The sequence below is a fragment of the Streptomyces sp. NPDC102283 genome, from assembly GCF_044766265.1.
Classification (GTDB): domain Bacteria; phylum Actinomycetota; class Actinomycetes; order Streptomycetales; family Streptomycetaceae; genus Streptomyces.
On the sequence record NZ_JBIWLQ010000020.1, the window covers coordinates 143,531 to 169,515 of the forward strand.

Here is a 25,985-nt window from a genome sequence, read left to right on the forward strand (position 1 = left end):
GGCACTTCCAGCGAGGCGAGCAAGCCTCACATCGTGCTGTCCCCCGGTCCGGCCGAATGAGAGGGTGGAAGACCGCCTTCGCCTGGTCCGCGGGGGATATCGCCCGAAGGATGCCCAGGGGCGAGAGCGGGACGGAGGCGCTGGCCCGCTTCGACGCCGTGGTGGCCGAGGCAGCGGGGTTCGGAGAGCCCGGGAACGTGGCGCTCGTCAGTCACGGTGCTGCCATCCGCGTGGACAGCCGCCCGCGCACGGAACGTCACGGTGGGATTGGCGGCCGAACACAGCCTGGACGACACGGGCGTGGTGATGGTCGAGGGCTCGCCGGGCTCTGGATGGACCGCTCTCTCCTGGGCCGGGGCGGTCGTCCCGAGGTTCACCGCGAGCGGCGCGGCGGACGGTGGCCCGGCAGGCCGCACACTGCCGGGCCCCGAGCTGGGGCCGCCAGCGGGCCATCCCTTCACCTGGTCGCCGCGCCCGCTCCAGTCGGCGGCACCACGGCGATGTGAGGGCTCTCTGTCGTCACAGGGCCTTGTGCATGATGTGAAGCCCGACATAGCCCTCGGTAGGGTGATCGAAGCCCTCCGGAAGGGTTCCGATCACATCGAAGCCGATCGACCGGTACAGCTTGACCGCGTGGGTGTTGGTCTCGACCACCGCGTTGAACTGCATGGCCCGATACCCTTCGGCGCGAGCCCAGTCGACCGAGTACACACACAGCGCGCGTCCCACCCCCCGGCCGGAGTGAGCGGGGTCGACCATGTACGTCGCGCTGGCAATGTGCGACCCGTTGCCCATGTGGTTGCGATTCATCTTCGCCGTGCCGAGCACGGTCCCGGCATCGTCCACGGCAACGACCACCCGGCTCGGCGCCGCGACGAACCACCAGCCCTCGGCGTCCTCCTCGCCGAGGTCGAGCGGATAGGTGAGCGTCTCGCCCGCGGAGACGATCGAATGGAAGAACGGCCAGATGGCGGGCCAGTCCTCGGAGGGGGTTGCTTCCCTGATCAACATGCGGACAGGATGGCCCATCCGAATGGTCGGCGCGAAAACTTATCCGGCGCCACGCCCACGCCACCCCAGCCTGGCGAGCAGCCCCCTCCTGGTCGGCGCTCCCGTCACGGCGGAGCGAGCCGACCCGGCGCGGGCGAGCGGCGATGCGAGCTCGGCGGCGGATTCCGGAGCCGCGGCACCGGTACGGGCGACGACATCTGTCCGGGCGGCGGGCGCCGCTCGACTTCCTCCGTCGTTCCCGGGGAGCGGGGCCGGCCGGTCCTCGCGCGCCTCATCCAGCTCCAGCGTCAGGTTGACCCTCCGCCAGAGGATTTCGTCGGGGTCGTCGGCCAGCATCAGCTCCCCCATGGCTTCCCTCGCCGCCATGGACCCCGAACGTCCGAAGACCGGCTCCGGCCGGACCCGCACGAGATAGGCGCGTTCATAGGGGTCGTCCACTACTTCCGCCAGTTGCACCGGGTCCAGCGCCGACGCCTGGATCGCCGTCCGCACCCAGGGGTCCCGCGTGCGGTTCAGCAGCCGATCGATGCGCTGCGAGCGCCAGTTGCGCGGCCGCCAGTCGGCGCCCGACTCAAGGATCGTGCGCATCCTCGAGGGTGTCCGCCCCGCAAGCAGCTCTGGTTCCCGGGCCGCGAAGGCGGCGAGCTCGTCAGCGAGGTAGAGCCAGACCACCGCGCGATACCGGTTCAGATAGAACGTGACCGGTGAGACGCAGCCGGCCCGGGCGAGCCGAGTGAATCGCGCCGGAGCGATGTCCAGCAGGGCCGCTCCCTCCGCTGTTCCGACGGTGCGGACCCGCTCCGCCAGGTCATCGGGAAAACCCGGCTGCTCCCGCAGGCGCGCGATCTCCTCCTCCTGCACTCGTGGCCGCCCGCCTCCCGGTGCGCTGACGACGGCGATCAGCCCCAGGTGCACCGCGAGCTCGAATTCCGCACGCCGGATTCCCAGCTCCTGAGCCGCACGCCCGGCAGCGACCGTCGTCGCCGGGGCGGCGGGCGAAGTGTGCCCGCTCTCGCCCTCCACCCCTGTACTGACCTCCGCGGCATGGGCGTCGGCCCGCACGCTCGCGCCCCCGGCCCGCACGGCCTGGGTCCTGGCACGCCCGGGCCGGGTCCTGACGTCCCCGGCTCGGGTCCTTGCGTGCGCTCGGAGCCCTTCCTTGACCGTCATAGCTGTCCTCCCCCGTCGACTCGAATACTCTCCGTGATTACGGTAGCCCGAGGGAGTCATCGCCCGTCACCCCTGTGGATAACTCTTGATCGGCGACGAGAAGTGCAGGTCAGAAGGGCCCGAGGTCCTCGGGCCCGCCCTGACGAACGGAGACTCCGAGATGTTCGCCGACCCGGTTGACGAGCAGGGTCATCTCGTACGCGACCTGGCCGACGTCGGCTTCGGCGGCCGTCAGCACGCACAGGCAACTGCCGTCGCCCGCGGCCGTCACGAAGAGCAACGCCTCGTCGAACTCGACCATGGTCTGACGGGCGCGGCCAGCCCGGAAGTGGCGCCCCGAGCCGCGCGCCAGGCTCTGCAGACCGGACGAGACCGCCGCCAGGTGCTCCGCGTCCTCGCGGGCAAGCCCGGTGCTGGCCCCGGTGACCAGTCCGTCGTTCGACAGCACCAAGGCGTGCCGTATGAATTGCACCCTGCTGGTGAGATCGTCAAGGAGCCAGTCAAGTCCCCGGTCAAGCGGCATGTGCTCGTCCTCCCCGTACCCTCGTTCCCCGTGCCCCGCTACGCGCGTAAGCCTCGCGCAACGGCCCCGTGGGGGCAAGCGCCCCTACCCCCTCGGGGCGCCGCTTCGCGCCACGCGGCGATCGGGCTCAGGATGGGCCCATGGCACACCACATGACCGAAGAAGAATGGCGGGCCTTCCTCTCGAAGGGGACGCGCACGGCGAAGGTTTCGACGGTGCGGGCCGACGGCAGTCCCCATGTCGCACCCGTCTGGTTCCTTCTCGACGGCGACTCGGTGGTCTTCAACACCGGCAAGGAGAGCGTGAAGGGGCGCGACCTCGCACGCGACGGGCGGGTCGCCCTCTGCGTCGACGACGACCGGGCTCCGTACGCGTTCGCGGTGGTGCGGGGGCATGCCGAACTGAGCGAGGACCCCGGGGAACTCCTGCGGTGGGCAACGCTGATCGCCCACCGTTATGTGGAGGCCGACGCCGCCGAGGAGTTCGGCCGGCGGAACGGCGTGCCCGGTGAACTGGTCGTGCGGGTGAGGATCGACCAGGTGGTCGCGATGGCTGACATGGTCGGCTGACGGACGGGCCAGCGATGTCGTGCCGTCAGCCGACGGATGCGAGGAGCCGTGCGGTGTGCATGCGTCCGGCGTACTCGACCGCACGGATCAGGACTTCTTTTCCGGATGCCCGGTCGCGGGCGTCGCACGGCACGACCGGCGTGCCTCGGTCGAGGTCGAGCCCCCGGGCGACGTCGTGCTCCGTATGGTCAGGAGCGCCGGGGAAGCGGTTGACGGCGACGACGAACGGAATTTCCCCGCGCTCGAAGTAGTCGACGGCGGCGAAACAGTCCCCGAGACACCGGGTGTCCGCGAGCACGATCGCTGCGAGAGCGCCCTCGCACAGCTCGTCCCAAGGGAATCGGAAGCGGTCCTGACCCGGCGTGCCGAACAGGTGAAGCGTCAAGCCGGAGTGGACGGTGATACGGCCGAAATCCATCGCTACGGTCGTAGTGCCTTTCCGCTCCGCGCTGTCGGTTTCGTCCCGGCCCCACCCGTTCTCGCTCAGCGTCTCCTCCGAGTGCAGCGGGCGGATCTCGCTGACCGAGCCGACCAGAGTCGTCTTCCCTGCCCCGAAGCCGCCCGCGACAACGATCTTCAAGCTGAGTGCGATGTCTTCTCCGATCATGCTTCTGCCTACGTTTCCGGGTGTGCGGCGGGCGGTGCGGTAGCTTTTGCCGCCGCCGATGTGCTCGGAGGACATACGCTCCTACTCTCTTCAGGAATCGCCAGGGCCGACAGCATGGCAACCGGTCGGGATCGTTCGAGCGGGTTGATCGTTCTTGACTGATGCGGCTCGGCCACGGTCACTCCTTGCCGCATCCCGGCCTGATTGCGCCTCTCTTGGTCGGGCCGGATGCCCCGCGCGAACCTCGGACCCTTCCCGCACGGCCCCTACACTGGATATTTTCGGCTGTCCGGAACGGGCGTCGGTGCCGGGTCCGCAGAGAGGACCCGGGGACGAGGAGATACGAGCGTGTCGAGAGGATCCGGCGGCGGTTTCCAGGATCCGCCCGCGGAGGTGCTGGCGCAGGCCGCGGCGGCGTTCGGACTCCTGGCGACACCGGCACGGCTGCACATCGTGTGGGCGCTGGCCCAGGGCGAGAGCGATGTGACGGGGCTCGCCGAACGGGTGGGCGGGACGCTTCCCTCGGTCAGCCAGCATCTGACGAAGCTGAAGTTGGCCGGTCTCGTCCGATCGCGCCGTGAAGGCCGTCGTCAGGTCTATCTGGTCGACGATCCCGACGTGGTGACGGTCGTCCGACTCATGGTCGGACAGCTGGCCGAGCGCGCCGGGCGCTCCGGACATCCCGGCCGCTCCGCCCGGACGGTCCGCCTGCGTGAGCTCGGTGCCTGAGAGCGGTTCGGCCGCGGGCCCCGGACGACACACCACCGCCGGCGCGCCGGCCCCCGTCACACCGTTTCCCGGCATCGGCCCCGGCACGTCTACGGTGTCAGCGCCCGGTAAAGACCGCACGGGCGCCGCTTCGACGCCCAGCGCCGGGCCCACTTCGCTGCAGACGCTGCGAGCTCTCGACAGCGGGCCTCGCGGACTGCTGGAGACGGAGGCGGAGAACCGGCTCGGCCGGACGGGCGGCAACGTGCTGCCGACCCGGCGGCCCGTGCCCTGGCCCCGCCGCTTCCTGCGCAGCCTCCGGGATCCCTTCACCTCCGTACTTCTCTGTCTCGGCCTGGTGTCGGCACTCGTCTCCGCGTGGGGCACCGCGTGCGTCATTCTGGCCCTCGTCGGAGTGAGCTGTCTGCTGCGGTCGGTCGAGGAACATCGCGCCGACCGATCGGCTGCGGCGCTGCGCGAACTGGTGGCGACCACGGCGACCGTGGTTCGCCGCGCCTCGGACGACAACGACACCCCTCCTCTGGAGAGGGAGATACCGGTCGCCGACCTGGTTCCGGGGGACGTGATCCGGCTGCGGCCGGGCGATCTCGTCCCCGCCGATGTGCGGCTGCTGCGCGGCGACGGCCTCACCGTGCATCAGTCGGCGCTGACCGGGGAGTCGGTGCCGGTGGCCAAGCAGGCCCTCGACGTCCCCGATCCCGCACTGTCCGGGGCCGGACCGTTCGCACAGCCGCAGTGGTGTTTCCAGGGCAGCAGTGTCACGTCCGGCAGCGGCACGGCGGTGATCGTGGCCACCGGAGGGGAGACCCGGTTCGCCGCCGCCCACGACGGCCGGGCCGGGCAGCCGACCGTGAGCGCCTTCGACCGGTCGGTCCAGGGCATCGCCTGGACGCTCATCCGCTTCATGCTCCTGACTCCGCCCCTGGTGCTGATGGCCAATGCGGCGCTACGTGGCCGGGGCCTGGAGACGCTGCCGTTCGCCGTGGCCGTCGCCGTGGGGCTCACCCCGGAGATGCTGCCGGTCATCGTGACGACGACACTCGCGCGGGCAGCCGCCCGACTGGCGCGTACGAGCGGAGTGATCGTCAAACGGCTCCCGGCGCTGCACGACCTGGGGGCGATCGATGTGCTGTGTCTGGACAAGACCGGCACCCTGACCGAGGACCGGCCCGTGGTCGCGGAGACGACCGACGGTACGGGCCGGCCCGACCCCGACGTACTGCGATGGGCGGCCGTCAGCGTGTTGTGGACGCTCCAGCTGGCGGACCTGCCCGCGGCCGACGCGCTCGACGAAGCGGTGCTGGACGCCGCCGGACAGTGCGGGCCGTCCGCTGCCGGGGAGGTGCATCCGGAGGCGTACGAGGGCGTCGCCGTACTGCCCTTCGATCCGGTGCGCCGGGTCGCGTCCGCCGTGGTCAGGCGACCGGGTCGGCCAGGTGTCCACACCCTGGTCACCAGGGGCGCGGTCGAGGCCGTGCTCGACCGGTGCGCCGTGGACCGGAAGGAGCACGATCGGCTGCTCGCCCTCGCGGACCGGAAGGCGGAGACGGGGCTGCGTCTGGTGGCGGTGGCCCGCGCCGACCGGCCGGCCCGGGCCGGCGCGTACACCCCGGCGGACGAGCGGGGGCTGACCTTCCTGGGCCTGGTGGCGATGCGGGACGTCCCGGCCCCGAGCGCCGCCGACGCGCTGGGGGTGCTCGCGCGGCGGGGTGTGAGCGTCAAGGTGCTCACCGGGGACCATCCGGGCACGGCCGCCCGGGTGTGCGTGGACCTCGGCCTGCGCCCGGAGGGGCAGCCCGGCCCCGACGACGTGGTGACGGCCGAGACGGTGGACACCCTGTCGGACGCGGAGCTGGTCCCGGTGGCGGGCCGGGCCACCGTGTTCGCCCGCTGCACCCCCGAGCACAAGGCCCGGATCGTCTCGGCCCTGCGCGCCGGCGGCCACACGACCGGCTTCCTCGGCGACGGCGTCAACGACCTGCCCGCCCTGCACTCCGCCGATGTGGGTATCTGCCCCCGCAACGCCGTGGACGTGGCCCGGGAGGCGGCGGACGTCGTGCTGGCGGAGAAGAATCTCACCGCGATCGACCGTGCGGTGCTGGCAGGCCGACGCAGCAGTGGGAACATCGCCACCTACCTGCGGATCACCCTTTCGTCGAACCTCGGCAACGTCATCGCCATGTTGACGGCCGGGCTGATGCTGCCCTTTCTTCCCATGCTCCCCGCGCAGGTGCTGGTGCAGAACCTCTGCTTCGACGCGGCGCAGTTGGCTTTCGCTTTCGACCGCCCGGCGGCGTCGGTCCTCAGCCGCCCCACCGTGCTGCGTCCACGCGACTTCCTGCGCTTCATCACAGGTTTCGGCCTGCTCAACGCGGCCGCCGACCTCGCCACCTTCGGGGTGCTCGCGCTCGCCCTCCACAACGCGTCCGGGGGCGGCGGGGAGGCGGCGTTCCACGCCGGTTGGTTCACGGAGAACCTGCTCACCCAGGCCCTCGTCATGATCCTGCTGCGGACAGGCCGCACTGCCGCCGAACGCAGGCCGGGCGGGCCTCTGCGGGCCGCCGCGTCCGGCCTCGCCGCGGTCGGCGTCCTCCTGCCGCTCACGCCGCTCGGGCCGCTGCTGGGTATGAGCGCCCTGCCGCCCCTCTACTACCTGTCGCTCGGCTCGGTCCTAGGGCTGTACGCGGTCGGGCTCGCGGCGGCCCGCCGCCGCTACGAGCGCCGCCGCCGGCCCGATGCCGACCACGTACGGGAAGGGAGTGACGAGCGTGCCGAACGCCGAGGGGTGGCCGTTTCCAGCCCGAATCATTAGTTGTACAGTTGCGCAATGCGGCAACTGTTGCCGCGCGAACGGAGAGGGGCTGGACCAGATTGTTGCGCAATGGACTGGAACCCTGGCACCTGCTGATCCTGGCGGTCATCGTGATCGTCGTCTTCGGCTCGAAGAAGCTGCCGGACACCGCCCGCGCGCTGGGGAAGTCCATGCGCATCCTCAAGAGCGAGGCCAGGGCGATGAAGGACGAGAACGCCCACTGACCGCGCCGTGGAGGCAAGGCGCCCCTCCCCGAACCATCCGGGGCGGAACACCGCACCGCCGCCCCTTTCAGGGCGTGCGCGATCCGGAGCCCAGGGGTGTCGCGCGGAGCGTTCGCACTGGTAGCGGCGACAAGAGTGACAGCAGAACAGCACCGGCCACCGGGCCCGGACGCGGTGAAGCCGCGGAGGGCGGGATCGCCGGTGCGGACCGACGGAGCACTGGAGGGAATTCATGGGTGTGACTCTGGCCAAGGGCGGCAATGTCTCCCTGTCGAAGGAGGCCCCCGGCCTGACCGCCGTCACGGTCGGGCTCGGTTGGGACGTTCGGACCACGACCGGAGCCGATCACGACCTGGACGCCAGTGCGCTGCTGTGCTCCGCGGCCGGCAAGGTCCTCTCCGACGGCCACTTCGTCTTCTACAACAACCTCAACAGCCCCGACGGTTCCGTCCGCCACACCGGCGACAATCTGACGGGTGAGGGCGAGGGAGACGACGAGTCCGTCGAGGTCGACCTGTCGTCGGTCCCCGCCGAGATCGCGAAGATCGTGTTCCCCGTCTCGATCCACGACGCCCAGAGCCGGGGCCAGAGTTTCGGTCAGGTGCGCAACGCGTTCATCCGCGTGGTGAACCGGGCCAACGGCGTCGAGCTCGCCCGCTACGACCTGAGCGAGGATGCCTCCACCGAGACCGCGATGGTCTTCGGCGAACTGTACCGGCACGGGGCCGAGTGGAAGTTCCGTGCCGTGGGCCAGGGTTACGCCTCCGGCCTGGCGGGCATCGCCTCGGACTACGGCGTCAACGTCTGACCGGACGTCAACGTCTCACCGGGCGGGGCAGGTTCCGTTGATGGCCACACGCCGCGCAGATTGCGCGATCATGTCTCCATGGCCGACGAGCACACCCACCACGTCCTGGACTTCTTCACGCCGCGTGCGGCCGGCTGGGACAGCCGGTTCCCCGACGACGGCCCCGCCTACGCCGCCGCGGCCGGATTGCTCGGGCTGCGCCCCGGCGATGCCGTGCTCGACGCGGGCTGTGGGACGGGGCGCGCGCTTCCCGCGCTGCGGGCGGTGGTCGGGCCGGAGGGCACGGTGCTGGGCGCCGACCTCACTCCAGCCATGCTGGAGGCGGCGGTGCGGGCGGGACGAGAGGGCAGCGGGGCACTCGTCCGTGCCGACGTCGCGCGGCTCCCGCTGCGTGACGGAGTCCTGGACGCGGTGTTCGGCGCCGGCTTGATCTCGCATCTGGCCCGGCCCGAGGCCGATGCGGCGGAACTCGCCCGCGTAGTCCGACCGGGCGGGGTGCTGGCCCTGTTCCACCCGATCGGCCGGGCCGCCCTCGCCGCACGCCAGGGACGCGGCGTCACCGACGACGATCTGCGTGCCGAGCCCAGGCTGCGTGGACTGCTGGCCGGTGCGGGGTGGCGGCTGGAGTCCTACACCGACGAGGACGACCGCTTTCTCGCCCTCGCCGTCAGGCAGGCCTGAGGCGGCGGGCACCGTCGGTCCGCCACCGTACAAGCAGTGTCCGAGCCGTAGGAACTCGGCGCAGGGGCAGGCCAGGACCTGTCGCGTCACTCGTCGGGCGACTGCGACGGCCGGTGCCCGGGGACCGGGCAGCCACGGACGCCCGGTGTGGGGAACGTGCCCAGCTCCGCGATCTCGTACCCGTTCGGATATCCCTTGATCTCGGGGTTCTGGCGCGCGTAGTGGGGTGTTCGCCGGGGCGGCAGGAGCCGGACGGCACGAGCCCGGAGCCGGAGCGCGCCCCTGGTCACTCCGCGGGCCACCGGCCCCGGGCGGCGGTAGCGGAACGTCCTGAGCAACGAGTCGTCCAGGAGCGCGAGACTGGCGCCGCGCACCAGCGGGGCGAGGGGCGCCGGGTACCAGGAGCCCATCAGCGCCAGGGTGGCGTCGGACACCCGGCGGCCCCCTGCGTCCCAGCCGAAATACTCGTCCTCGTAGGCGTCGAGGATGCGCTCGAAGTCCTCGTAGGTCTCCGGGACGTCCTTGATCCCCATGCGGGTGCCGAGCGTACGGTAATAGGCGGCGAAGGCTCCCAGCTCGTGGCAGCACAGGCGTCGCCAGCCGAAGTTGTCGAGCCAGCGCTTCGGGGTGACGACGAACGTGCACAGGACGTAGCGCATGTCGTCGTTGCTGATGTCGTAGCCGCGGTGCATCCGGTTGATCCGCCGGACGGCGGTGCGACCTTCGTCGGTGTCGAAGCCGTGCTCCACCACCGTGTCGAGCAGCAGGGCTGTGTCGTCGTAGCGTTTCTGGGAGCGCTCCGTCAACTCCGCCGTCTCGTCGAGGAGTCGGCCGATGCTGGGCACGGCATAGGTGCGGTAGAGGGCCAGTTCGAGGGCGCGGGCGACGTCCCACGGGAACTCGTAGGTCACGGTGAGACGGTAGATCTCCAGGAAGTCCCGCTCGGGGTTCAGCCGCTGAATCTCTTTGAGCCGGTCGTACCGCTCCACCACACTGCCCCCTCGTTCGGCCGGACGTCCAACCTTACGCGGGCGCCTCCCCCGCGCCCGGTCCTTCGGCTTTCCCAGCTCCCGAACAGGGTGGGCACAGCTCCGGTTCGATCCTCCTCGTCGAGGCCTCGACGAGGAGGTTACCGAGTAGTTAGGGTGCGCCGACGGAGCGAAGGACGCGGGGCCGAGGGATGTGGAGGCGGGCAATGAGCGATGGGGAGGACACCGTGGACGGTGCCGACGACGCGGTCGCCGACGACGCGCTGCTGGTGCTGACCGCGATGCTGCTGACGCCCGCGCGGTTTCCCGGCGTGCTGGGGGACGACTACGTGGCCGCGTGCGGCGCTCTCGCGCTCGAACCCTACGAGGAGGGCTACGGTCTCGTCCTCGGCCAGGACGGTGGGGGAGCTCGGTGGACCGTGGTCGTCGAGGACACCTCCCAGGTGGCCGTCGCCATCGCCGCCTGGGACTGCGGCATGGAGCACGACCTCTCTCCCGACGAGGACTCCATGGTGTGTGCGCTACCGGGCTGGCCCATGGACCTCGCCGTCTCCGCACCCGGCGTGCCGGATCCGCACGATCCGACGACGGACGGGGTGGGCCCGGCGCCGCTGACTCCTCCCGATGCGGAGGCCTGGGGCCCGGCACAGCGGCGGCTCGGAGCGGACGAAATCGCCGCGCAGTGGCAGGTGTGGCGCGAGCAGCTGGACGACGCGCGCCTCTCGCTGCCGGGCATCGAGGGTGAGCCGGGCACCGAGGGTGAGCCGGGCACCGAGGGTGAGCCGGGCGCCGAGGGTGCCCCGGAGAGCGGCCCTCCCACGTCCCCCCGGCACCCCGGCGTACGCAGAGCCCTCTCGGAGGCGGCCGCCTACGCCAAAGCCCCGCCGCCGCCCGGGAGGATCCGTTCCTTCTACGCCTCGGCCGACGCCCGCACCCTGCGCGTCGACGGTCCGGGGTGGTCGATGGTGGCCCGTACCGACGACATCGCCCTGTTCCTGCTGGACGAGGAGCCCGGTACGGTCATTCCTGTCGGGCGCGGAGCCGCTTTGCCCGGCCTGCTCGCGGCCCTGGACGGGTTGGCCGCTCACCCCGCGTGACACCTACGCCGGTCAGCCGCGGCGATTCGGGCTCAGCGACCGATCTCCTTGCGGTTGATCCGGCGGAGCCTGCGCCGCTGGGACGGGTCCAGCAGCAGATAGCCCGCCACGGGAACGCCGATCACGATCAGCAGCGCCCACCAGAATCCGATCAGGGGCCACAGGATGGCTGCCGCGAGCACGCCCCCGATAGCGACCTTCGCACCATTCGACATGGTCAACGCCTCCTTCGCGGCCGGCGCCGCTCCTGTTGTGTGAACGCGTCCGCGCGCCCTTACGTTCCCCGTAGGCCCCGCTATCGCAGCGGTTCCCCGACCTCGTGCATGTGCGACAGCGCCTGCCGGTAGGACTCGATCAGCCCGGTCTCCGCGTACGGCATGCCGATACCGGAGCAGTGCGCCTTGACCAGGGGCTGGGCGAGACGCAGGTTGGGCCGGGGCATGCTCGGGAAGAGGTGGTGCTCGATCTGGTAGTTCAGCCCGCCGAGGAACCAGTCCGTCAGGACGGCACCGCGTACGTTGCGCGAGGTCAGGACCTGCCGCTGGAGGTGGCCCCAGCGCTCGCCGTCGGGGTCGGGCATCTCCATCCCCTTGTGGTTCGGAGCGAACGCCATACCCAGGTGCAGGCCGAACAGCGCGTGCAGCACCAGGGCGAAGACGATCGCCTTGCCCGGGGACAGGGTGCTGAGCAGCAACGTCGCACAGAGGGCGAGGTGCGCGGTCAGCAGCAGCCCCGAGACGACCCGCTCCCGGAGGGGCTGACGGCGCAGGAACTGGAATCCGTAGATCTTCAGCGCGATGCCTTCGAGCAACAGCATCGGGAAGAACAGCCGGGCCTGGTTCCTGGTCAGCCAGCGGGCGAATCCCTCACGCTGCGCCGCCTGCTTCTGGGTCCAGACCAGGGCGCCGACACCGACATCGGGATCCTTGTCGATGTGGTTCGGGTTGGCGTGATGGCGTACGTGCTTGTCGTTCCACCACGCCTCGTTCATTCCGAGAAGCAGATTGGCGTGAACGAGACCGATCACTCTGCTCGTCCCGCTGTCGCCGGATATCTGTGCGTGCCCCGCGTCATGGGCGATGAAGGCCGTACGGGTCCACAGCACCGCCAGCGGCAGAGTGAGGAGCAGGCTCCACCAACTGTCGCCCAACAGGACGAAGCCGGTGATCACCGCACCCAGGGCCACCAGATTGACGGTTATGCCGAGCACATACCGATCCGTACGGCGCTCCAGCAGCCCCTGGTCCCGCACGGCACGCAACAGCGGCGCGAAGTCGCTTCCGGGCACCGCCCCGCGGACGTCGGCCGGACGGTCCGGACTGCTTTCGTCGGCAGGGTCCGCAACAGTGGCTGTCGCCTGGGGCATGGCGTCTCCGGTCTCTGGAACATATGCGCTGACCTCATTGAACGTACGGACCGGGGGCCGGTGGGGACCATGGCGCCACCACCCGGGCTCCCCTGGGGCGGACCCCCGTGCTCGATGGTGGGGCTGGCTGCACCATCGAGACCGCACCACGGGAAGGAGTGATGCACAGCACATGGCTCAACGGCCTGTCGCCGCACGATATGGAGTACCCTCGGCGACTCCGCCAACTAGTCAAATTTGAGGAATCTGACATCGCTGTGCACAGGCACCCTGCGGCAACGCCCTCCGAGATCGCCGAACTCTCCCGCTGCTCCGCGGTCTTCGTCCCCGCGGATCCAGCCCGTACCGGCAGGATCGCGTTCTGGAACCCGGACGGTAGCACCCCTTCCGGCGCCCCCGGGACGGCGTCGGAACTGACCATTGTCGGATCCGACCTGCGACCCCGTACGGTTACGGCACGGTACCTCCCCGTACGGGACGCGCTGCCGGTCCTGACCCGGGCACGCGCCGTCGCGGGTGCTTCGTCCGCCACCACCTTCTGGGGCGCTGCCGCGCTTCTCGCTCTCCAGTTCGTGGCCCGCGGTCTCCTGCTGCCGGGGCTGAGCAGTACCGACCATGACGCCTGGCGGATCGGGCCGTTGAGCGCCGACGACCTCGACCGGATCCGGGAACTGGCGGCTTCGATGCCGCCGACCGCGCATGCGACCCCCGTACCGGACGAGGGCGACGAGCCGCCGAACGGACGGGGCGGACCGGGCAGCACGGGCGAAGCGGGCCGGCCGGGCGGAGCGCGGGAACGGAGCACGGCCGACGGTGCCGACGGTGCCGACGGTGCCGACGGTGAAACGTTGCTGCCGTTGCCGCTCTTGCTGCCCGAACCGGAGCGCCTGCTGCGCGCGTTCCTCGATGCCGTGGCCGACGCGATGCCCCGTACACCGGCCGCAGGGCTCGTCACCGCCGGCCCCGCGTACGCCTCCCAGCAGCCGCAGCACCTGCCCGAGGGACGGGCTTGGGCCGCCGACGTGGCGGCCGGTCACGACGCGGGCGTACGGCTCTCGTTGCGTATCGAGGTCGCAGGCGTGACCTCGCCGCGAAGAGGCACGGAGGCGGGCCCCGGGACCGCCCCGGAAGCCACCCCGGAAGCGATGGGACCGTGGCCAGGTCCGGACCTGGCCACGCCGTCGTTCCGTGCCGTACCGCAGATCCACAGTGTCAGCGATCCCACCCTGGTCGCCGACGCGGCCGAGGTCTGGGCGGGCGACTCGCGGACCGCCGCCGCGTTCGGGCCGCAGGCCCGCATGGACGCCCTCCTCACCCTGCGCCGGGCCGCCCGCGCCTGGCCACCGTTGGCGCCGCTGCTCTCCGCCGCGGTGCCGGACTCGGTGGAACCGGCCGACGAGGAGATCGCCGAGCTGCTGGGGTCCGCCTCGCGTGCCCTGGCCGCCGCCGGTGTGCAGGTGCACTGGCCCAGGGAACTGGCCAGGAAGCTCACCGCGCGCGCCGTGATCGGCCCGGAGGACCGGGACTCCACGGATCCGCATTTCATGGACCGGCAAGGAGACGAGCAGGCGGCCGGGACACGGGGACGCGGCGCAGCGGATATGCCCTCGTTCCTCTCCGCCGACGCGCTGCTGTCCTTCGACTGGCGGTTCGCACTCGGCGACCAGAAGCTGACCCGCGAGGAGCTTGACCGGCTCGCCGAGTCCACCAGGCCCATCGTGCGGCTGCGCGACCAGTGGGTGCTCATCGACCCCGAGGAGGCGCGCCGGGCCCGGGAGACCCAGGACCGCAAGGTCACCCCGATCGACGCACTCGGCGCGGTGCTGACCGGTTCGACGGAGGTGGACGGCCGTCGCGTCGAGGTGGCGGCGACCGGCTGGCTCCAGCAGTTGCGGGACCGGTTGGCCGACCCGGAGTCCGCCGCCCACCAGTCGATCGGGCAGCCCGAAGCGCTCACCGCGACCTTGCGCGACTACCAGCTGCGCGGTCTGAACTGGCTGAACACGATGACCTCCCTCGGTCTCGGTGCCTGCCTCGCCGACGACATGGGCCTCGGCAAGACGATCACGCTCATCGCCCTGCATCTGCACCGGCAGAGCGACCGGGACGCGGCCGGACCGACGCTGGTCGTGTGCCCGACATCCTTGATGGGCAACTGGCAGCGGGAGATCGAGCGGTTCGCTCCGGGCACGCCCGTCCGCCGCTTCCACGGCGCGTCGCGTTCACTGGAAGACCTGGTGGACGGCGAGTTCGTGCTGACGACGTACGGCACGATGCGCCTCGACGCGGCCCGGCTCGCCACTGTGTCCTGGGGCATGGTCGTCATCGACGAGGCGCAGCACGTGAAGAACCCGCACTCGGCGACGGCCAAGCAGTTGCGTACCCTCGGCGCCCGTGCCCGCGTCGCGCTCACCGGCACGCCCGTGGAGAACAACCTCTCCGAGCTGTGGGCCATCCTGGACTGGACGACGCCAGGCCTGCTCGGCCGGCTCAGCACCTTCCGTACGCGGTACGCGGCAGCGGTCGAGGGCGGCAACGATCCGGGCGCCGCCGAGCGGCTCGCCGCGCTGGTGCGGCCGTTCCTGTTGCGCCGCCGCAAGTCCGACCCGGGGATCGCGCCGGAGCTGCCGCCGAAGACCGAGACCGACCGGGCCGTGTCGTTGACGCCGGAACAGACCGGCCTGTACGAGGCAGTGGTCCGCGAGACCCTCGCGGAGATCTCCGCAGCCGACGGCTTCGAGCGGCGGGGCCTCGTGATGAAGCTGCTGACGGCGCTCAAGCAGATCTGCAACCACCCGGCGCAGTACCTCAAGGAAGAGCAACCGCGGATCACGGACCGGTCGGGGAAGGTCGAGCTGCTGGACGAACTCCTGGACACGATCCTGGCCGAGCAGGGTTCGGTGCTGGTCTTCACGCAGTACGTGCAGATGGCCCGGCTGTTGGAGGCGCACCTGGCCGCGCGCGGGGTGGACACGCAGTTCCTGCACGGCGGTACGCCGGTGGCCCGGCGCGAGGAGATGGTGGCGCGCTTCCAGGCGGGCGAGGCACCGGTGTTCCTGCTGTCCCTCAAGGCTGCGGGCACCGGGCTCAACCTCACCCGGGCCGGTCATGTCGTGCACTTCGACCGCTGGTGGAATCCGGCGGTCGAGGCGCAGGCGACGGACCGGGCGTACCGGATCGGCCAGACCCAGCCGGTGCAGGTGCACCGGCTGATCGCCGAGGGCACGATCGAGGACCGGATCGCCGCGATGCTCGCCCGCAAGCAGGGCCTCGCGGACGCGGTGCTCGGCTCGGGCGAGGCAGCACTGACCGAACTGACCGATGCGGAACTGGCCGACCTGGTCGAGCTGCGAGGGGGCGCACGATGAGCGAGGACTACGAGGACGACTACGTGTACGGGGCGGAGTACGGGGCGGGCGGCGCGGACGCCTCCGAGCGGAGTGATGACGACGAGGCGTCGCGTGACGGCCGGCGCGGAGCGGAGCGGGTGTTCGCGGCGCTTCCCCCCACGCAGGGCCGGGGTTTCGCCACGTCCTGGTGGGGACTGGCCTGGCTCAAGGCCCTGGAGGACACCGCGCTGGACGGCCAGCAGCTCAAACAGGGCCGACGGCTGGCCCGGGAGGGCAGGGTCGGGGCGGTCTCCGTACGGCCGGGGCGAATCACGGCCGTGGTGCGGGACCGCGACGGCACGGCCTACCGCAGCGACGTCCTGCTCCAGCAGCTCAACACGGGTGCCTGGGACCGGTTCCTCGACATGGCAGTGGACCGGGCCGGGCACATCGCGGCGCTGCTGGACCGGGAGATGCCGCCGCATCTGGTGGAGGACGCGGCGAGCGCCGGGGTCGATCTGCTGCCCGGCATCGGTGATCTGGAGCCGGAATGCACCTGTGAGGCCTGGGACCACTGCCCGCATTCAGGTGCTCTCTGCTACCAGGTGGCGCGTTTGCTGGACGAGGACCCGTTCGTCCTGCTGCTGATGCGGGGGCGCGAGGAGCGGCGGCTGCTGAACGAACTCCAGGTGCGCAGCGCCGCCCGAGCGGTCCGGGCGGGCGGTGACGTTGCGCGGGAGGGCGCCGACGACGTGGAGAGGGAGGTTCGCGGAGTCCCGGCCGACGAGGCGTTCGCGGCCGCCGGGATCCTGCCGCCGCTCCCCACTCCCCCGCCGGCCCCCGATGAACCGGGGCAAGGGCCTTCGCTGGACACGGAGACCGGGCCCGCGCCCGGAATCGACCCGGCGGCGCTGGAGGTGCTGGCGGCCGACAGCGCGGTGCGGGCCCACCGGATGCTGCTGGACGCGCTGGCCCCGGGGCACGAAGGGCAGCCGATCGCGGTCGAGCCGGCTCCGCGGCAGGACGCGGTTCGGCTGGCCGCGGACGCCCGGCCGGAGACGCGGATCGCGGCCCGGCTGGCCACGGGGTCCGGCCGCCCGGCCGCGGACCTGGACGCGGCGGTCCGAGCCTGGCGGTACGGCGGGGCCGCTGCACTCGCGGTGCTGGACGAGGAGTGGACGCCCGGCCCGGAGGACCTGGGGCGGGCACGCGCCCGGCTCGGCGAGGCGTGGGAGGCGGACGAGCGGCCGACGCTGCGGGCGAGCGGCCGGGCCCGCTGGACCGTCGCGGGCGCGAACCTCCAGCTCCGGTTCGACCGGAACGGGCGGTGGTGGCCCTACCGGAAGGAGCACGGTCGCTGGGTACCCGCCGGACCGGCGGACGACGATCCGGCGGGAGCGCTGGCGGGAGCCTACGGCGGTGCGGCGGACGCGGCGGTCTGAATCGTCGGGGCTGGGGTCGGTCAGGGTCGCCAGGGCTGAGGGGGCCTGGGGCTAAGGGGCTGGGGCTAAGGGGCTGGGCGTCTGGCGAACCCGTCGCTCGCGGGGAAGCGACGGCTCCGGCGCAGGGGGCACGGGAGACGCGGGAGGCACCTCGCCTGCTCCTGCCTGCGCCGGGAGCCGAGGTCTGTCCAAACATCGGCTGCGGGGAACCGGATGTCCGGAGGGCTCGTCATTTGCATCGGCGAGGCAGTCCAGAGCCGAGAGGGGAGCTGTTCCGGCTCAGCTCCGTTCACCCCTGCCTCCGGACACCTCTGCCTCCGTACACCTCCGCCTCTGCCCCACCCCGTCCCTGTCCCTGTGTCCCGCACCTTTCCCGCCCACGCCTCGGCCCATGGCCCCTGGCCCCGGCCTCAGGAGTGTCGTTGCACCGCAGAAGAATCATTCAATGCGCCGCCGCGACAATGGCGGCGGCCGTCCTGCCCGCCTCCGCGCGAGCCGTGACAACGGCGCCGAAGGGCCCCACCGACTATGCGACCGCGCTCTGGGCTCCGGCCGCCCCCGCCAACTTCACCGTCCCGTCGCGCCCTTCGGAGCGCCGGATCGACCGTGTCGTCATCCACGTCGCCCAACAGCTGTTCACGCCGACCGCGGGCATCTTCCGCGACCCCGCGAAACAGGTGTCGGCCCACTACGTGGTGCGCTCAGGCGACGGACATGTCGCCCAGTGCGTACGCGAGAAGGACACCGCCTGGCACGCGGGCAACTGGAGCTGGAACACCCGGAGTATCGGCATCGAGCACGAAGGATGGGTGGATCGCCCGGAGTTTTTCACGGACGTCATGTACCTGCGGTCCGCCAGGCTCACCGCGGACATCTGCGACCGCCACGGCATCCCCAAGGACCGGGAGCACGTCGTCGGCCATCACGAGGTTCCGGGCAGCGACCACACCGACCCGGGCGTCCATTGGGACTGGGACCGCTATCTCCGGCTCGTCGTCGACGCCGTCTGAAGTTCGTCCCAGACACCCACGGTGATGACTCTCCGCACCGAGCTTGTCGCGGAGGCCGTCGGCGACGACGATGGGAGGGCAGGAAGTCCCCTGGACGGGAGGGTGAGTTGACGGATCCCTGGGTGGCTCTGGAGGCGGACACCGATCCCGGCGAACGGAGCGGCGAGTTGCGCCGCGCCCATGAGCTGTTCACCTCGGCGGGACGCCTGGAGCGGCCGGTCCGTGCGGTGGTCGGCGCGTCCTGGCGACGCTCGGCACGGGCACGGGTCAGCCCGGACGACGCCCCCGCGGTGGAGCTCGGTCCGGACGAGCTGGGCCCCTACCGGGCGGCACATCCCCTGTCCCGCGCGATGCCCGTGATCCGCGAGCTGATGGGTGCGTACGCGACGGACGGGGAACACCTGCTGGCCGTCTGCGACGCCCACGGACGCCTCCTGTGGGTCGAGGGGCACATGGCGGCACGGCGACGGGCCGGCCTGATGAACTTCGTGGAGGGCGCCCGCTGGGCCGAGTCCGTGGCGGGGACGAACGCGCCCGGAACGGCCATCGCGGTGGACCGTCCGGTCCAGGTCTTCGCCGCCGAGCACTTCCTGCGACCGGTCCAGCAGTGGACCTGCGCGGCGGCGCCGTTGCACGACCCCCGGACAGGCCGGGTGCTGGGAGCCGTGGACATCACGGGCGGAGACCGGCTCGCCCACCCGCACAGTCTGGCGTTCGTCCAGGCGGTGGCCCGGGCCGCCGAGTCGCAGCTCGCCCTGCTGACGCCGACGTCGGAGTCCGACGTTGACTCGGTGCGGCTGACCGCGCTGGGCAGGGACGAAGCGCTGCTGGTGGCGCACGGACGCCGACTGCGGCTCAGCCGGCGGCACAGTGAGATCCTGGTCGCCCTGACCCGTCGGCCGGAGGGCCTGAGCGGGGACGAGCTGCTGGTCGAGCTCTACGAGGACGAGTCCGTGACCCCAGTGACGCTACGGGCCGAACTCTCACGGCTCCGGCGCCTGTTGGGGCCCGACCTGCTGGAATCACGCCCGTACCGGCTGTCCGTCCCGGTGGACGCCGATTTCGACACGGTGACGCGCCGGCTGGGTTCGGGTGCGGTGGCGGCGGCGCTGGGCGCGTACGCGGGCCCGTTGCTGCCGGGTTCCCGAGCTCCTGCGGTCGTACGCCTGCGGCGGCGGATCTCGGAGCAGCTGCGGGCGTCGCTGATCGCCCGTGGCGATCCGGGGCTGCTGGCGGACTGGGCCTACAGCCCGTGGGGCGAGGACGACCTACCCGTGTGGAGCGCCTTGGCCGGGGCGGTTCCGGTGGACCAGCGGGCGGCCCTGCTGGTCCGGGTACGAGGGCTGGACGCCGAGCAGCGCGGATAGGGCGCGTAGCGGAAGTGCTGGGATCACCCCCGTGCCTACGCCTCGTATGGCGGTGACATCCTTGGCCGGTGTACTCATCCGATCACGCGGGTGCCGTGTTCTTCGATGTCGATGGCACCCTCGTCCCAGGCACGAGCTCGTCGGTCTTCCTGGCGAACTTTCTCGGCCACCGGGACGAGTTGTCCCTGGCTGAGGACGCCTACGCCTCTGGTGATCTGGACAACCGACAAGTCTCGGAGCTGGATGCCAAGGGCTGGACCGGTGTGTCCGAAGGCCAGGTATCCGGCTGGCTCGACGGGCTTCCCCTGGTCTCGGGTATCACGGAGACCGTGGGCTGGTGCCGTCGGAACGGGCTGGTGCCCGTGCTCGCCACTCTGGCCTGGTCGCCGGTCGGCAGTTACCTGACCGACCGTTTCGGCTTCCACGCGTTCAGCGGGCCTCGGCTGGAGACCGACGGCAACCGGTTCACCGGTCGCGTCGACCGCCACTTCGACGAGTACGACAAACGAGATTTCGCCCTCGCGCAGGCCCGGGACCTCAGGTTGGCTCCCAGCTCGTGCGGGGCCGTCGGAGACAGCCGCTCCGACCTGCCTCTGTTCGCTTCCGTCGCTCTGAGTGTGGCGTTCAACGCCTCGGCAGGAGCACGGGCAGCGGCGACGGGCGCGGTGGATGGCGGCGACCTACGCAGCGTAATCCCCGCCCTGAGTCACTTGGTCACCACCACTCGTTGATGGGAGCGACGAGCACGGTCGCCTCGTGGCGGATCGCGAGCCTGTCGTATCGCGTGGCGAGGGCACGGTGGCGCTGGAGGCGACTGATCCCGTGGTCCCGCGCTCGACCGCAGGGCGCTCGCGGTGGTCGGTCGCCGCGAAATGCGGCGGTCGGCCACCGCGGCAGCCGCGTCCCCTCTGGCGGTCGCGCGTCTGCTCGGCTTTCTCAGGGATGGGGCATCGGATTCCGTGGCGGCGCAGGCAGGCGCGGTTCATGCGCGACGCGTACGCCTCGTCAGCGCGCACGCGATTGGGCGGATCCTTGGCCGGCCCGGGACACGGACCATCTCCAGTACGGGTTCTCCGATAGGTCGCGGGGAGACCTGGCTCATCTCCCCATACTCCAGCTGTAGATGGTGATCTTCACGCTTGAGCGGCTTGCCGCCGGTAGTGGCTGGCCTGGGATCGGGCTTGGTGGCGGCGTCGCCAGTCGGACCATCCGAGCCGATGTGCGGCATCGTGGATGGGCCGGACGACGAGAGTGATGAACAGGCGCTGGATCTCGTCGCAGGTGAGAGGCATAGGGCCGTTCGGTGCCGGTTGGCGGGCGTGGTCATCGGCTCGGATGACGGCGAGGGAGGCGTGGGCGAGCATGGCGAGGGTGATCAAACGTGACCAGGACGTGTAGCGGCGAACCTGGTGCTCGTCCAGTGCAGCCAAGCCCTTGCCGGACTGGAAGAACTCCTCCAGCCGCCACCTTGATCCAGCTACTCGCTCCAGCTCGGCCTGCGGCACCGCGGCGGGCCAGTAGCAGTGGTAGTAGGCGAGTTCGCCGGTGTTACGGTTGCGGCGGATCAGCGTCTCGCGGCTCCCGGGCCGGGGGGCGGCGAGGTCGATGACGGCCCAGTCGCAGAAGCGGTGGCCCTTCGCTCCGGTCCCCGCTGACAGCTTCTGCCAGGCCCGCTTGGGGACCTTCTCGGCCAGGGGGTCAACACGGAACTTGCCGGCTCCCCTTGCGGTTCGGACGAGCAGGCCACCGCCAGAACGTAGCCGGTGCCGCGTTCCTTCAGCGCCGTGCGAGGTTTCGGGTCGCCGCCGTCGACCTCGTCGCCCACAACCCACGCGGCCCGGTGGCCTGCGTCCAGAAACCGAGCGACCATCCGCGCAGCCAGTTCCGGCTTGGTGGCGAAAGCGGTCTCCTCGCCAAGCCCGGCGGCCCGGCAGCGGTCGGGTTCGGCGGTCCAGGAGCCGAGGGACGTACAACTCCCGGTCGACCGCGGCGTGCCCGCGCTGACCGGCGTAAACAAGGTAGACAGCAACTCGGGCGTTCTCGACTCTGCCGGCAGTGCCGGTGTACTGGCGCTGGACACCGACCGTGGCGGTGCCCTTCTTCACGTCGCCGGTCCCGTCCACCACCAGCACCGACCTCTCGTCGCGCAGGTGCTCCACCACGTAGCCCCACACGTCGTCACGGACCGCGTCGGCGTCCCACTTGGTCCGGCCGAGAAGGTGCTGCATCGCGTCCGAGGTGGGCTCCCCGGCCCACTCGGCGATCGTCCAGCAGTTCTTACGAGGCAGGTCCGACAGGAGCCCGAGCACCAACCGCCGGACCTGACGCCGGCGGCTCCACTCGTGCGAAACGACCCGCGATCCGGCTCGTCAGGCCCTCGAATGCGCCCTGCCAGTGGGCCGGGCCTACGCTGTGGCCTGCGGCCATCGCGTGATTTTATGTCTTCACACACTGATGATCAGCGGTGGCCGCACCTGTCTGCGCGCCGACCTCCGCCAGGGCGACCGAGCGCCTCGGTTGGCCACCGTTGATGCTTCCGTTGGCCAGAGGCCGACACGAAGGAATTATGGTGGGATGACGGATCGCCACTCTTCCGCATCGCCCATCGTGGTGCGGCTTACGGAATACACGAAGGCCGACCAGACCGAGATCCTCGGCGACAGCGCCGATCCCTTCGGCGTCGCGGACGCGGGGTTGACCTGGCTACCCAAGAAGGATCATTTCGGAATCAGGCAGAAGGAGCGCCTCGTCGCACACGCCGGCCTGCTACGACTGCCCCTGTCGATCGACGGCGTCGGCACACAGGTGGTGGGCGTCGGCGGGGTGGCTGTCGCTCCCGACCTGCGAGGCCACGGACTGGCCCGGTCCGTCGTATCGGCGGCCCTGGACCACGCACGGACGATGGGGCCACAGCACGGCCTCCTCTTCTGCCGTCCACCCCTCGTCCCGTTCTACCGGCTACTCGGCTGGCGAACCCTTGAGCAGGACGTTCACGTCGAACAATCCGGCGGGCCCGTGATCATGCCGCTGCGGACCATGTGGACTCCCCTGCGTGACGGTGCGCATTGGCCTGCCGGCGAGGTCCGCCTGTTCTCGCTCCCCATGTAGTCGACGGTCCCGTGAGTGTCTCCCCGGTCCGACGGGCACTCCCGGGATCAACGACTGAGCACTGGGCCGGCCACCTCAGGAGCTCACTGAGCCGCAGCCAGCAAGATCACGAACGGCAGCTGGAGTACTCAGCTGTGACCCCGTGGAGAACCGGCTGACCCATGAGGCCAGTGCCTTCATCGATTTCCGGGACTACAAGTTTCAGGATCCGAGGGCACATGGCTTCAGATGGGTCGACATCAAGCAACTGCGACTTCCTAAGGAGTCCGCCGGGGTGCGGGAACTGCTCGTGGCACTCATCGGACATGAACAGTTCCAAAACAACTATGCGGGCAGTGAGGTTCTGACCGAGGGGTCCAGGCACGGGCCTTACCAGCTGAGGCTGGTCACCCCTGATGACGACGAAGCCGTCAGCAGGGAGAAGAGTGCGGACGTTCTGTCGGGGTGGGCGACCCAGTTCGAGGACGTGCCCGCCAAGCTGGAGGCGGATCTGCAGCGGGAGGTGTTCGATCGCTTGGTTTCGGCCGACCACATCTACTACCTGAACGGGCTCGAGGATGAGGCCATTCATGAATGGAGGCGTATGCACGAGGACTTCCACGAATTCGTACTCATCGACCAATCAGCTGGACGGATCTCACTCCTCGTCGCGGCCGACGACCGAGTCGGTCATATGGCCGTCGTGGAAAGGGGAGGGGACTCAAGAGATCACGGACGGAGCCGCGGTCGAAGCCCGTCCAGAGTCACCGCGCCGTGAAATGCTTACCTTTCCGTCATGCTGAGTCGCCTTGGATCTTCGGGCGAGGCGGGCGTTGCCAGATCCAGCTCACGATCCCCGAGCGACGTGACCAACGAGCCGACCGCCGGCGACGCGGGAGCCGAGGCGGTTGCCCCACCGCTTTCGACCAGGCCCGGCACGGCCGCGGAAACGAGGTCGAGCTGAGCATCAACGTGCTCGAAGAGTCCGACGTTCGTCGCCAGATGCGGTTCCGCCTGAGCCCTCTCGGCGGCCGATGAATCACCACACCGCACACCGACCGGAACGGTCCCACCCTCAGCGGGCCACTCGATATGTCGGACATGACCGATAACCTGTGGGCGCCCGGCCGACAGAGGCACGGCGACGGACCCTGGAGGATGCCCAGCGGCGCCGGTGCAACGCCCTTGCAACGTCCCTGCCCCTAGCCTCGCGCCGAAGGCCGTCCAACGGCGGGCGGCACCGGACCGGGAGGCCACTGAGATGACCCGTTACGCTGCGCCGGGCACCGAGGGCGCGATCGTCACGTACGCGTCCCGCTACGACCACTGGATCGGCGGCGCCTACGTCCCACCGGCCCGAGGTCAGTACTTCGAGAACCCGAGCCCTGTCAACGGCCGCCCGTTCACCGAGATCGCGCGCGGCACATCCGATGACGTCGAACTGGCTCTGGACGCCGCCCATGCGGCGGCCCCGGGCTGGGGCGCGACATCAGCCGGGGACCGGGCGTCGGTGCTGAACAGGATCGCCGACCGGATGGAGTCTCACCTCGAGGAACTGGCGGTCGCCGAGAGCTGGGAGAACGGCAAGCCCGTACGGGAGACGCTGGCGGCCGACATTCCGCTGGCCATCGACCACTTCCGATATTTCGCGGGGGCCCTGCGCGCTCAGGAGGGTTCGCTCAGCGAGATCGACGAGGACACCGTCGCATACCACTTCCACGAGCCGCTGGGTGTGGTCGGCCAGATCATCCCGTGGAACTTCCCCATCCTGATGGCCACCTGGAAGCTTGCTCCCGCCCTCGCCGCCGGGAACGCGGTGGTGCTCAAGCCGGCCGAGCAGACGCCTGCCTCGATCCACTACTGGCTGAGCCTGGTGGCGGACCTGCTTCCGCCCGGCGTCGTCAACATCGTCAACGGGTTCGGAGCGGAAGCCGGGAAGCCGCTCGCCTCCAGCCCGCGCGTGGCGAAGATCGCTTTCACGGGTGAGACCACGACGGGGCGGCTGATCATGCAGTACGCCTCCGAGAACATCAAGCCGGTGACGTTGGAGCTGGGCGGGAAGTCGCCGAACATCTTCTTCGACGACGTCTCGCGCGCCGACGACGACTTCCTCGACAAGGCTCTCGAAGGCTTCACCATGTTCGCCCTCAACCAGGGTGAGGTGTGCACATGCCCGTCGCGTGCTCTCATTCAACGCGGCCACTACGGCGCGTTCCTGGAGGCGGGCATCGCCCGTACGGAACAGATCGTGCCGGGTCACCCGCTGGACACCGACACGATGATCGGCGCGCAGGCCTCCAACGACCAGTTGCAGAAAATCCTTTCGTACCTGGACATCGGCCAGCAGGAGGGAGCGAAGATCCTGACGGGTGGCCGGCGCATCGAGCACGGCGGTGAGCTGGCGGGCGGCTACTACGTACAGCCGACGGTCTTCGAGGGCGACAACAGGATGCGGGTCTTCCAGGAGGAGATCTTCGGCCCGGTCGTGGCTGTGACGTCCTTCACGGACTTCGACGACGCCATCAGCACGGCGAACGACACCCTGTACGGGCTGGGGGCCGGAGTCTGGACCCGTGACGTCAGCACGGCCTACCGGGCGGGGCGCGGGATCAAGGCGGGCAGGGTCTGGACGAACTGTTACCACGCCTACCCGGCGCACGCGGCATTCGGCGGCTACAAGCAGTCGGGCATCGGCAGGGAGAACCACAAGATGATGCTGGAGCACTACCAGCAGACGAAGAACCTTCTGGTGTCGTACTCGCCGAAGAAGCTGGGCTTCTTCTAGGCACAGCAAAAGGGTGCCTGACCAGGGGATTTCCCTGGCAGGCGCCCTTCGTTGCGCACATTGGACCCGTGGGTCGAATTACGAGGCTACTCCCGATATATCCCACCGCTGTCCCACCTCTGACGAGCTGTTCCGGGGCATTTCCGGGCCAAGGTCCGACTCGGGCGCCCTAGGGCCTGTCTTCAAAGGCTCTTGATGGGGCATCATACGGCGCATGGTGCGGCGACATGAGCTCTCGGATGAAGAGTGGGACGTTCTGTCGGGGCTGCTTCCGCGGACGGAAGCGGGGCGGCCCCGGCGGGACGACCGGGTGGTGCTGAACGGAATCGTGTGGAAGCTGCGGACCGGTTCGGCCTGGCGTGATGTGCCGGAGAGATAC

General features: G+C 70.4%; 24 protein-coding genes and 3 pseudogenes. 18 read left to right on the plus strand and 9 right to left on the minus strand.

All coding sequences use genetic code 11. The features are described from left to right. Positions 1-71: 71 nt before the first annotated feature. A pseudogene (locus ACIRJT_RS31720) lies at positions 72-459 on the plus strand (histidine phosphatase family protein); the annotation flags it as partial. A 60-nt stretch (positions 460-519) separates the two neighbouring features. Here ACIRJT_RS31720 and ACIRJT_RS31725 read toward each other — a convergent pair. From ACIRJT_RS31725 to ACIRJT_RS31735, 3 genes are all read right to left on the minus strand, one after another. Further along, a complete protein-coding gene (locus tag ACIRJT_RS31725) occupies positions 520-1,011 on the minus strand; it encodes a GNAT family N-acetyltransferase (RefSeq protein WP_403916006.1) in 492 nt (163 codons plus the stop codon). A gap of 39 nt (positions 1,012-1,050) precedes the next feature. After that, positions 1,051-2,181, minus strand: coding sequence for a DUF6397 family protein (locus ACIRJT_RS31730; RefSeq protein WP_403916009.1), 1,131 nt, complete (start codon positions 2,179-2,181; stop codon positions 1,051-1,053). A 109-nt stretch (positions 2,182-2,290) separates the two neighbouring features. After that, positions 2,291-2,704 (minus strand): roadblock/LC7 domain-containing protein, encoded by a 414-nt coding sequence (locus ACIRJT_RS31735; protein WP_371627584.1) that lies wholly within the window; start codon positions 2,702-2,704, stop codon positions 2,291-2,293. Between the two features lie 140 nt (positions 2,705-2,844). Here ACIRJT_RS31735 and ACIRJT_RS31740 point away from each other — a divergent pair, with 140 nt between their 5' ends. Further along, positions 2,845-3,273: a PPOX class F420-dependent oxidoreductase gene (locus ACIRJT_RS31740; protein ID WP_403916012.1), complete on the plus strand. Its 429-nt coding sequence runs from the start codon at positions 2,845-2,847 to the stop codon at positions 3,271-3,273. A 25-nt stretch (positions 3,274-3,298) separates the two neighbouring features. On the opposite strand, the gene ACIRJT_RS31745 is transcribed toward ACIRJT_RS31740, so the two are convergent. Further along, positions 3,299-3,880, minus strand: coding sequence for a GTP-binding protein (locus ACIRJT_RS31745; RefSeq protein WP_403916057.1), 582 nt, complete (start codon positions 3,878-3,880; stop codon positions 3,299-3,301). A 348-nt stretch (positions 3,881-4,228) separates the two neighbouring features. On the opposite strand from ACIRJT_RS31745, the gene ACIRJT_RS31750 reads away from it, so the two are divergent. From ACIRJT_RS31750 to ACIRJT_RS31770, 5 genes are all read left to right on the plus strand, one after another. Beyond that, complete coding sequence (locus ACIRJT_RS31750; protein ID WP_403916014.1) at positions 4,229-4,609, plus strand: ArsR/SmtB family transcription factor; 381 nt, start codon at positions 4,229-4,231, stop codon at positions 4,607-4,609. Next, positions 4,593-7,421 (plus strand): magnesium-translocating P-type ATPase, encoded by a 2,829-nt coding sequence (gene mgtA / locus ACIRJT_RS31755; RefSeq protein WP_403916017.1) that lies wholly within the window; start codon positions 4,593-4,595, stop codon positions 7,419-7,421. Before ACIRJT_RS31750 ends, mgtA begins: the two co-directional genes overlap by 17 nt. 59 nt (positions 7,422-7,480) lie before the next feature. Continuing rightward, positions 7,481-7,645, plus strand: a complete 165-nt coding sequence (gene tatA / locus ACIRJT_RS31760; RefSeq protein WP_403916019.1) for a Sec-independent protein translocase subunit TatA — start codon at positions 7,481-7,483, stop codon at positions 7,643-7,645. Between the two features lie 232 nt (positions 7,646-7,877). Then, positions 7,878-8,453 (plus strand): TerD family protein, encoded by a 576-nt coding sequence (locus ACIRJT_RS31765; protein WP_371627578.1) that lies wholly within the window; start codon positions 7,878-7,880, stop codon positions 8,451-8,453. A 78-nt stretch (positions 8,454-8,531) separates the two neighbouring features. Beyond that, complete coding sequence (locus ACIRJT_RS31770; RefSeq protein ID WP_403916022.1) at positions 8,532-9,134, plus strand: methyltransferase domain-containing protein; 603 nt, start codon at positions 8,532-8,534, stop codon at positions 9,132-9,134. 86 nt (positions 9,135-9,220) lie between these two features. Here the strand turns inward: ACIRJT_RS31770 and ACIRJT_RS31775 are convergent, their stop codons facing one another. Continuing rightward, positions 9,221-10,126: an oxygenase MpaB family protein gene (locus ACIRJT_RS31775; RefSeq protein WP_403916025.1), complete on the minus strand. Its 906-nt coding sequence runs from the start codon at positions 10,124-10,126 to the stop codon at positions 9,221-9,223. Between the two features lie 203 nt (positions 10,127-10,329). On the opposite strand from ACIRJT_RS31775, the gene ACIRJT_RS31780 reads away from it, so the two are divergent. After that, positions 10,330-11,220, plus strand: a complete 891-nt coding sequence (locus tag ACIRJT_RS31780) for a hypothetical protein (RefSeq protein WP_403916027.1) — start codon at positions 10,330-10,332, stop codon at positions 11,218-11,220. Positions 11,221-11,252: 32 nt separating this feature from the next. Here the strand turns inward: ACIRJT_RS31780 and ACIRJT_RS31785 are convergent, their stop codons facing one another. Then, positions 11,253-11,435 carry a hypothetical protein gene (locus ACIRJT_RS31785; protein WP_050362970.1) on the minus strand — a complete coding sequence of 61 codons (183 nt, stop codon included), beginning with the start codon at positions 11,433-11,435 and terminating at the stop codon, positions 11,253-11,255. 80 nt (positions 11,436-11,515) lie between these two features. Next, positions 11,516-12,586 carry a fatty acid desaturase family protein gene (locus ACIRJT_RS31790; protein WP_403916029.1) on the minus strand — a complete coding sequence of 357 codons (1,071 nt, stop codon included), beginning with the start codon at positions 12,584-12,586 and terminating at the stop codon, positions 11,516-11,518. A gap of 257 nt (positions 12,587-12,843) precedes the next feature. On the opposite strand from ACIRJT_RS31790, the gene ACIRJT_RS31795 reads away from it, so the two are divergent. From ACIRJT_RS31795 to ACIRJT_RS31815, 5 genes are all read left to right on the plus strand, one after another. Beyond that, the gene (locus tag ACIRJT_RS31795; RefSeq protein WP_403916032.1) at positions 12,844-15,954 is read left to right on the plus strand and encodes an SNF2-related protein; all 3,111 of its coding nucleotides are present in this window, start codon (positions 12,844-12,846) and stop codon (positions 15,952-15,954) included. After that, positions 15,951-17,357 (plus strand): SWF or SNF family helicase, encoded by a 1,407-nt coding sequence (locus ACIRJT_RS31800; protein ID WP_403916035.1) that lies wholly within the window; start codon positions 15,951-15,953, stop codon positions 17,355-17,357. The genes ACIRJT_RS31795 and ACIRJT_RS31800 overlap by 4 nt, the downstream gene beginning before the upstream one ends. A gap of 422 nt (positions 17,358-17,779) precedes the next feature. Next, positions 17,780-18,367, plus strand: coding sequence for an N-acetylmuramoyl-L-alanine amidase (locus ACIRJT_RS31805; RefSeq protein WP_403916038.1), 588 nt, complete (start codon positions 17,780-17,782; stop codon positions 18,365-18,367). A 107-nt stretch (positions 18,368-18,474) separates the two neighbouring features. Further along, a complete protein-coding gene (locus ACIRJT_RS31810; protein WP_403916041.1) occupies positions 18,475-19,734 on the plus strand; it encodes a GAF domain-containing protein in 1,260 nt (419 codons plus the stop codon). Positions 19,735-19,802: 68 nt separating this feature from the next. After that, positions 19,803-20,465, plus strand: coding sequence for an HAD family hydrolase (locus tag ACIRJT_RS31815; protein WP_403916043.1), 663 nt, complete (start codon positions 19,803-19,805; stop codon positions 20,463-20,465). A gap of 833 nt (positions 20,466-21,298) precedes the next feature. Here the strand turns inward: ACIRJT_RS31815 and ACIRJT_RS31820 are convergent. Both ACIRJT_RS31820 and ACIRJT_RS31825 read right to left on the minus strand, forming a co-directional pair. Beyond that, positions 21,299-21,604: a hypothetical protein gene (locus ACIRJT_RS31820; protein ID WP_403916059.1), complete on the minus strand. Its 306-nt coding sequence runs from the start codon at positions 21,602-21,604 to the stop codon at positions 21,299-21,301. A gap of 133 nt (positions 21,605-21,737) precedes the next feature. Then, a pseudogene (locus ACIRJT_RS31825) lies at positions 21,738-22,043 on the minus strand (transposase); the annotation flags it as partial. Positions 22,044-22,308: 265 nt separating this feature from the next. Here ACIRJT_RS31825 and ACIRJT_RS31830 point away from each other — a divergent pair. From ACIRJT_RS31830 to ACIRJT_RS31850, 5 genes and pseudogenes are all read left to right on the plus strand, one after another. Then, complete coding sequence (locus ACIRJT_RS31830) at positions 22,309-22,842, plus strand: GNAT family N-acetyltransferase (protein WP_403916046.1); 534 nt, start codon at positions 22,309-22,311, stop codon at positions 22,840-22,842. 142 nt (positions 22,843-22,984) lie between these two features. Further along, positions 22,985-23,599, plus strand: coding sequence for a hypothetical protein (locus ACIRJT_RS31835; RefSeq protein ID WP_403916047.1), 615 nt, complete (start codon positions 22,985-22,987; stop codon positions 23,597-23,599). 53 nt (positions 23,600-23,652) lie between these two features. Next, positions 23,653-23,802: pseudogene (locus ACIRJT_RS31840) on the plus strand (IS5/IS1182 family transposase); the annotation flags it as partial. Positions 23,803-24,082: 280 nt separating this feature from the next. Further along, positions 24,083-25,606, plus strand: coding sequence for an aldehyde dehydrogenase family protein (locus ACIRJT_RS31845; protein WP_403916049.1), 1,524 nt, complete (start codon positions 24,083-24,085; stop codon positions 25,604-25,606). A gap of 214 nt (positions 25,607-25,820) precedes the next feature. Beyond that, on the plus strand, positions 25,821-25,985 hold a 165-nt coding region (locus ACIRJT_RS31850; protein WP_403916062.1), incomplete at its 3' end, for a transposase.

Excerpts from the sequence above, each read along its gene's own strand:
- ACIRJT_RS31730 (WP_403916009.1), bottom strand. The coding sequence starts at position 2,181 with ATGACGGTCAAGGAAGGGCTCCGAGCGCACGCAAGGACCCGAGCCGGG.
- ACIRJT_RS31820 (WP_403916059.1), bottom strand. The coding sequence starts at position 21,604 with ATGGTCGCTCGGTTTCTGGACGCAGGCCACCGGGCCGCGTGGGTTGTG.
- ACIRJT_RS31785 (WP_050362970.1), bottom strand. The coding sequence starts at position 11,435 with ATGTCGAATGGTGCGAAGGTCGCTATCGGGGGCGTGCTCGCGGCAGCC.
- ACIRJT_RS31830 (WP_403916046.1), top strand. The coding sequence starts at position 22,309 with ATGACGGATCGCCACTCTTCCGCATCGCCCATCGTGGTGCGGCTTACG.
- ACIRJT_RS31765 (WP_371627578.1), top strand. The coding sequence starts at position 7,878 with ATGGGTGTGACTCTGGCCAAGGGCGGCAATGTCTCCCTGTCGAAGGAG.
- ACIRJT_RS31790 (WP_403916029.1), bottom strand. The coding sequence starts at position 12,586 with ATGCCCCAGGCGACAGCCACTGTTGCGGACCCTGCCGACGAAAGCAGT.
- ACIRJT_RS31800 (WP_403916035.1), top strand. The coding sequence starts at position 15,951 with ATGAGCGAGGACTACGAGGACGACTACGTGTACGGGGCGGAGTACGGG.
- ACIRJT_RS31770 (WP_403916022.1), top strand. The coding sequence starts at position 8,532 with ATGGCCGACGAGCACACCCACCACGTCCTGGACTTCTTCACGCCGCGT.
- ACIRJT_RS31740 (WP_403916012.1), top strand. The coding sequence starts at position 2,845 with ATGGCACACCACATGACCGAAGAAGAATGGCGGGCCTTCCTCTCGAAG.
- ACIRJT_RS31745 (WP_403916057.1), bottom strand. The coding sequence starts at position 3,880 with ATGATCGGAGAAGACATCGCACTCAGCTTGAAGATCGTTGTCGCGGGC.
- ACIRJT_RS31780 (WP_403916027.1), top strand. The coding sequence starts at position 10,330 with ATGAGCGATGGGGAGGACACCGTGGACGGTGCCGACGACGCGGTCGCC.
- ACIRJT_RS31845 (WP_403916049.1), top strand. The coding sequence starts at position 24,083 with ATGACCCGTTACGCTGCGCCGGGCACCGAGGGCGCGATCGTCACGTAC.
- ACIRJT_RS31725 (WP_403916006.1), bottom strand. The coding sequence starts at position 1,011 with ATGTTGATCAGGGAAGCAACCCCCTCCGAGGACTGGCCCGCCATCTGG.
- ACIRJT_RS31735 (WP_371627584.1), bottom strand. The coding sequence starts at position 2,704 with ATGCCGCTTGACCGGGGACTTGACTGGCTCCTTGACGATCTCACCAGC.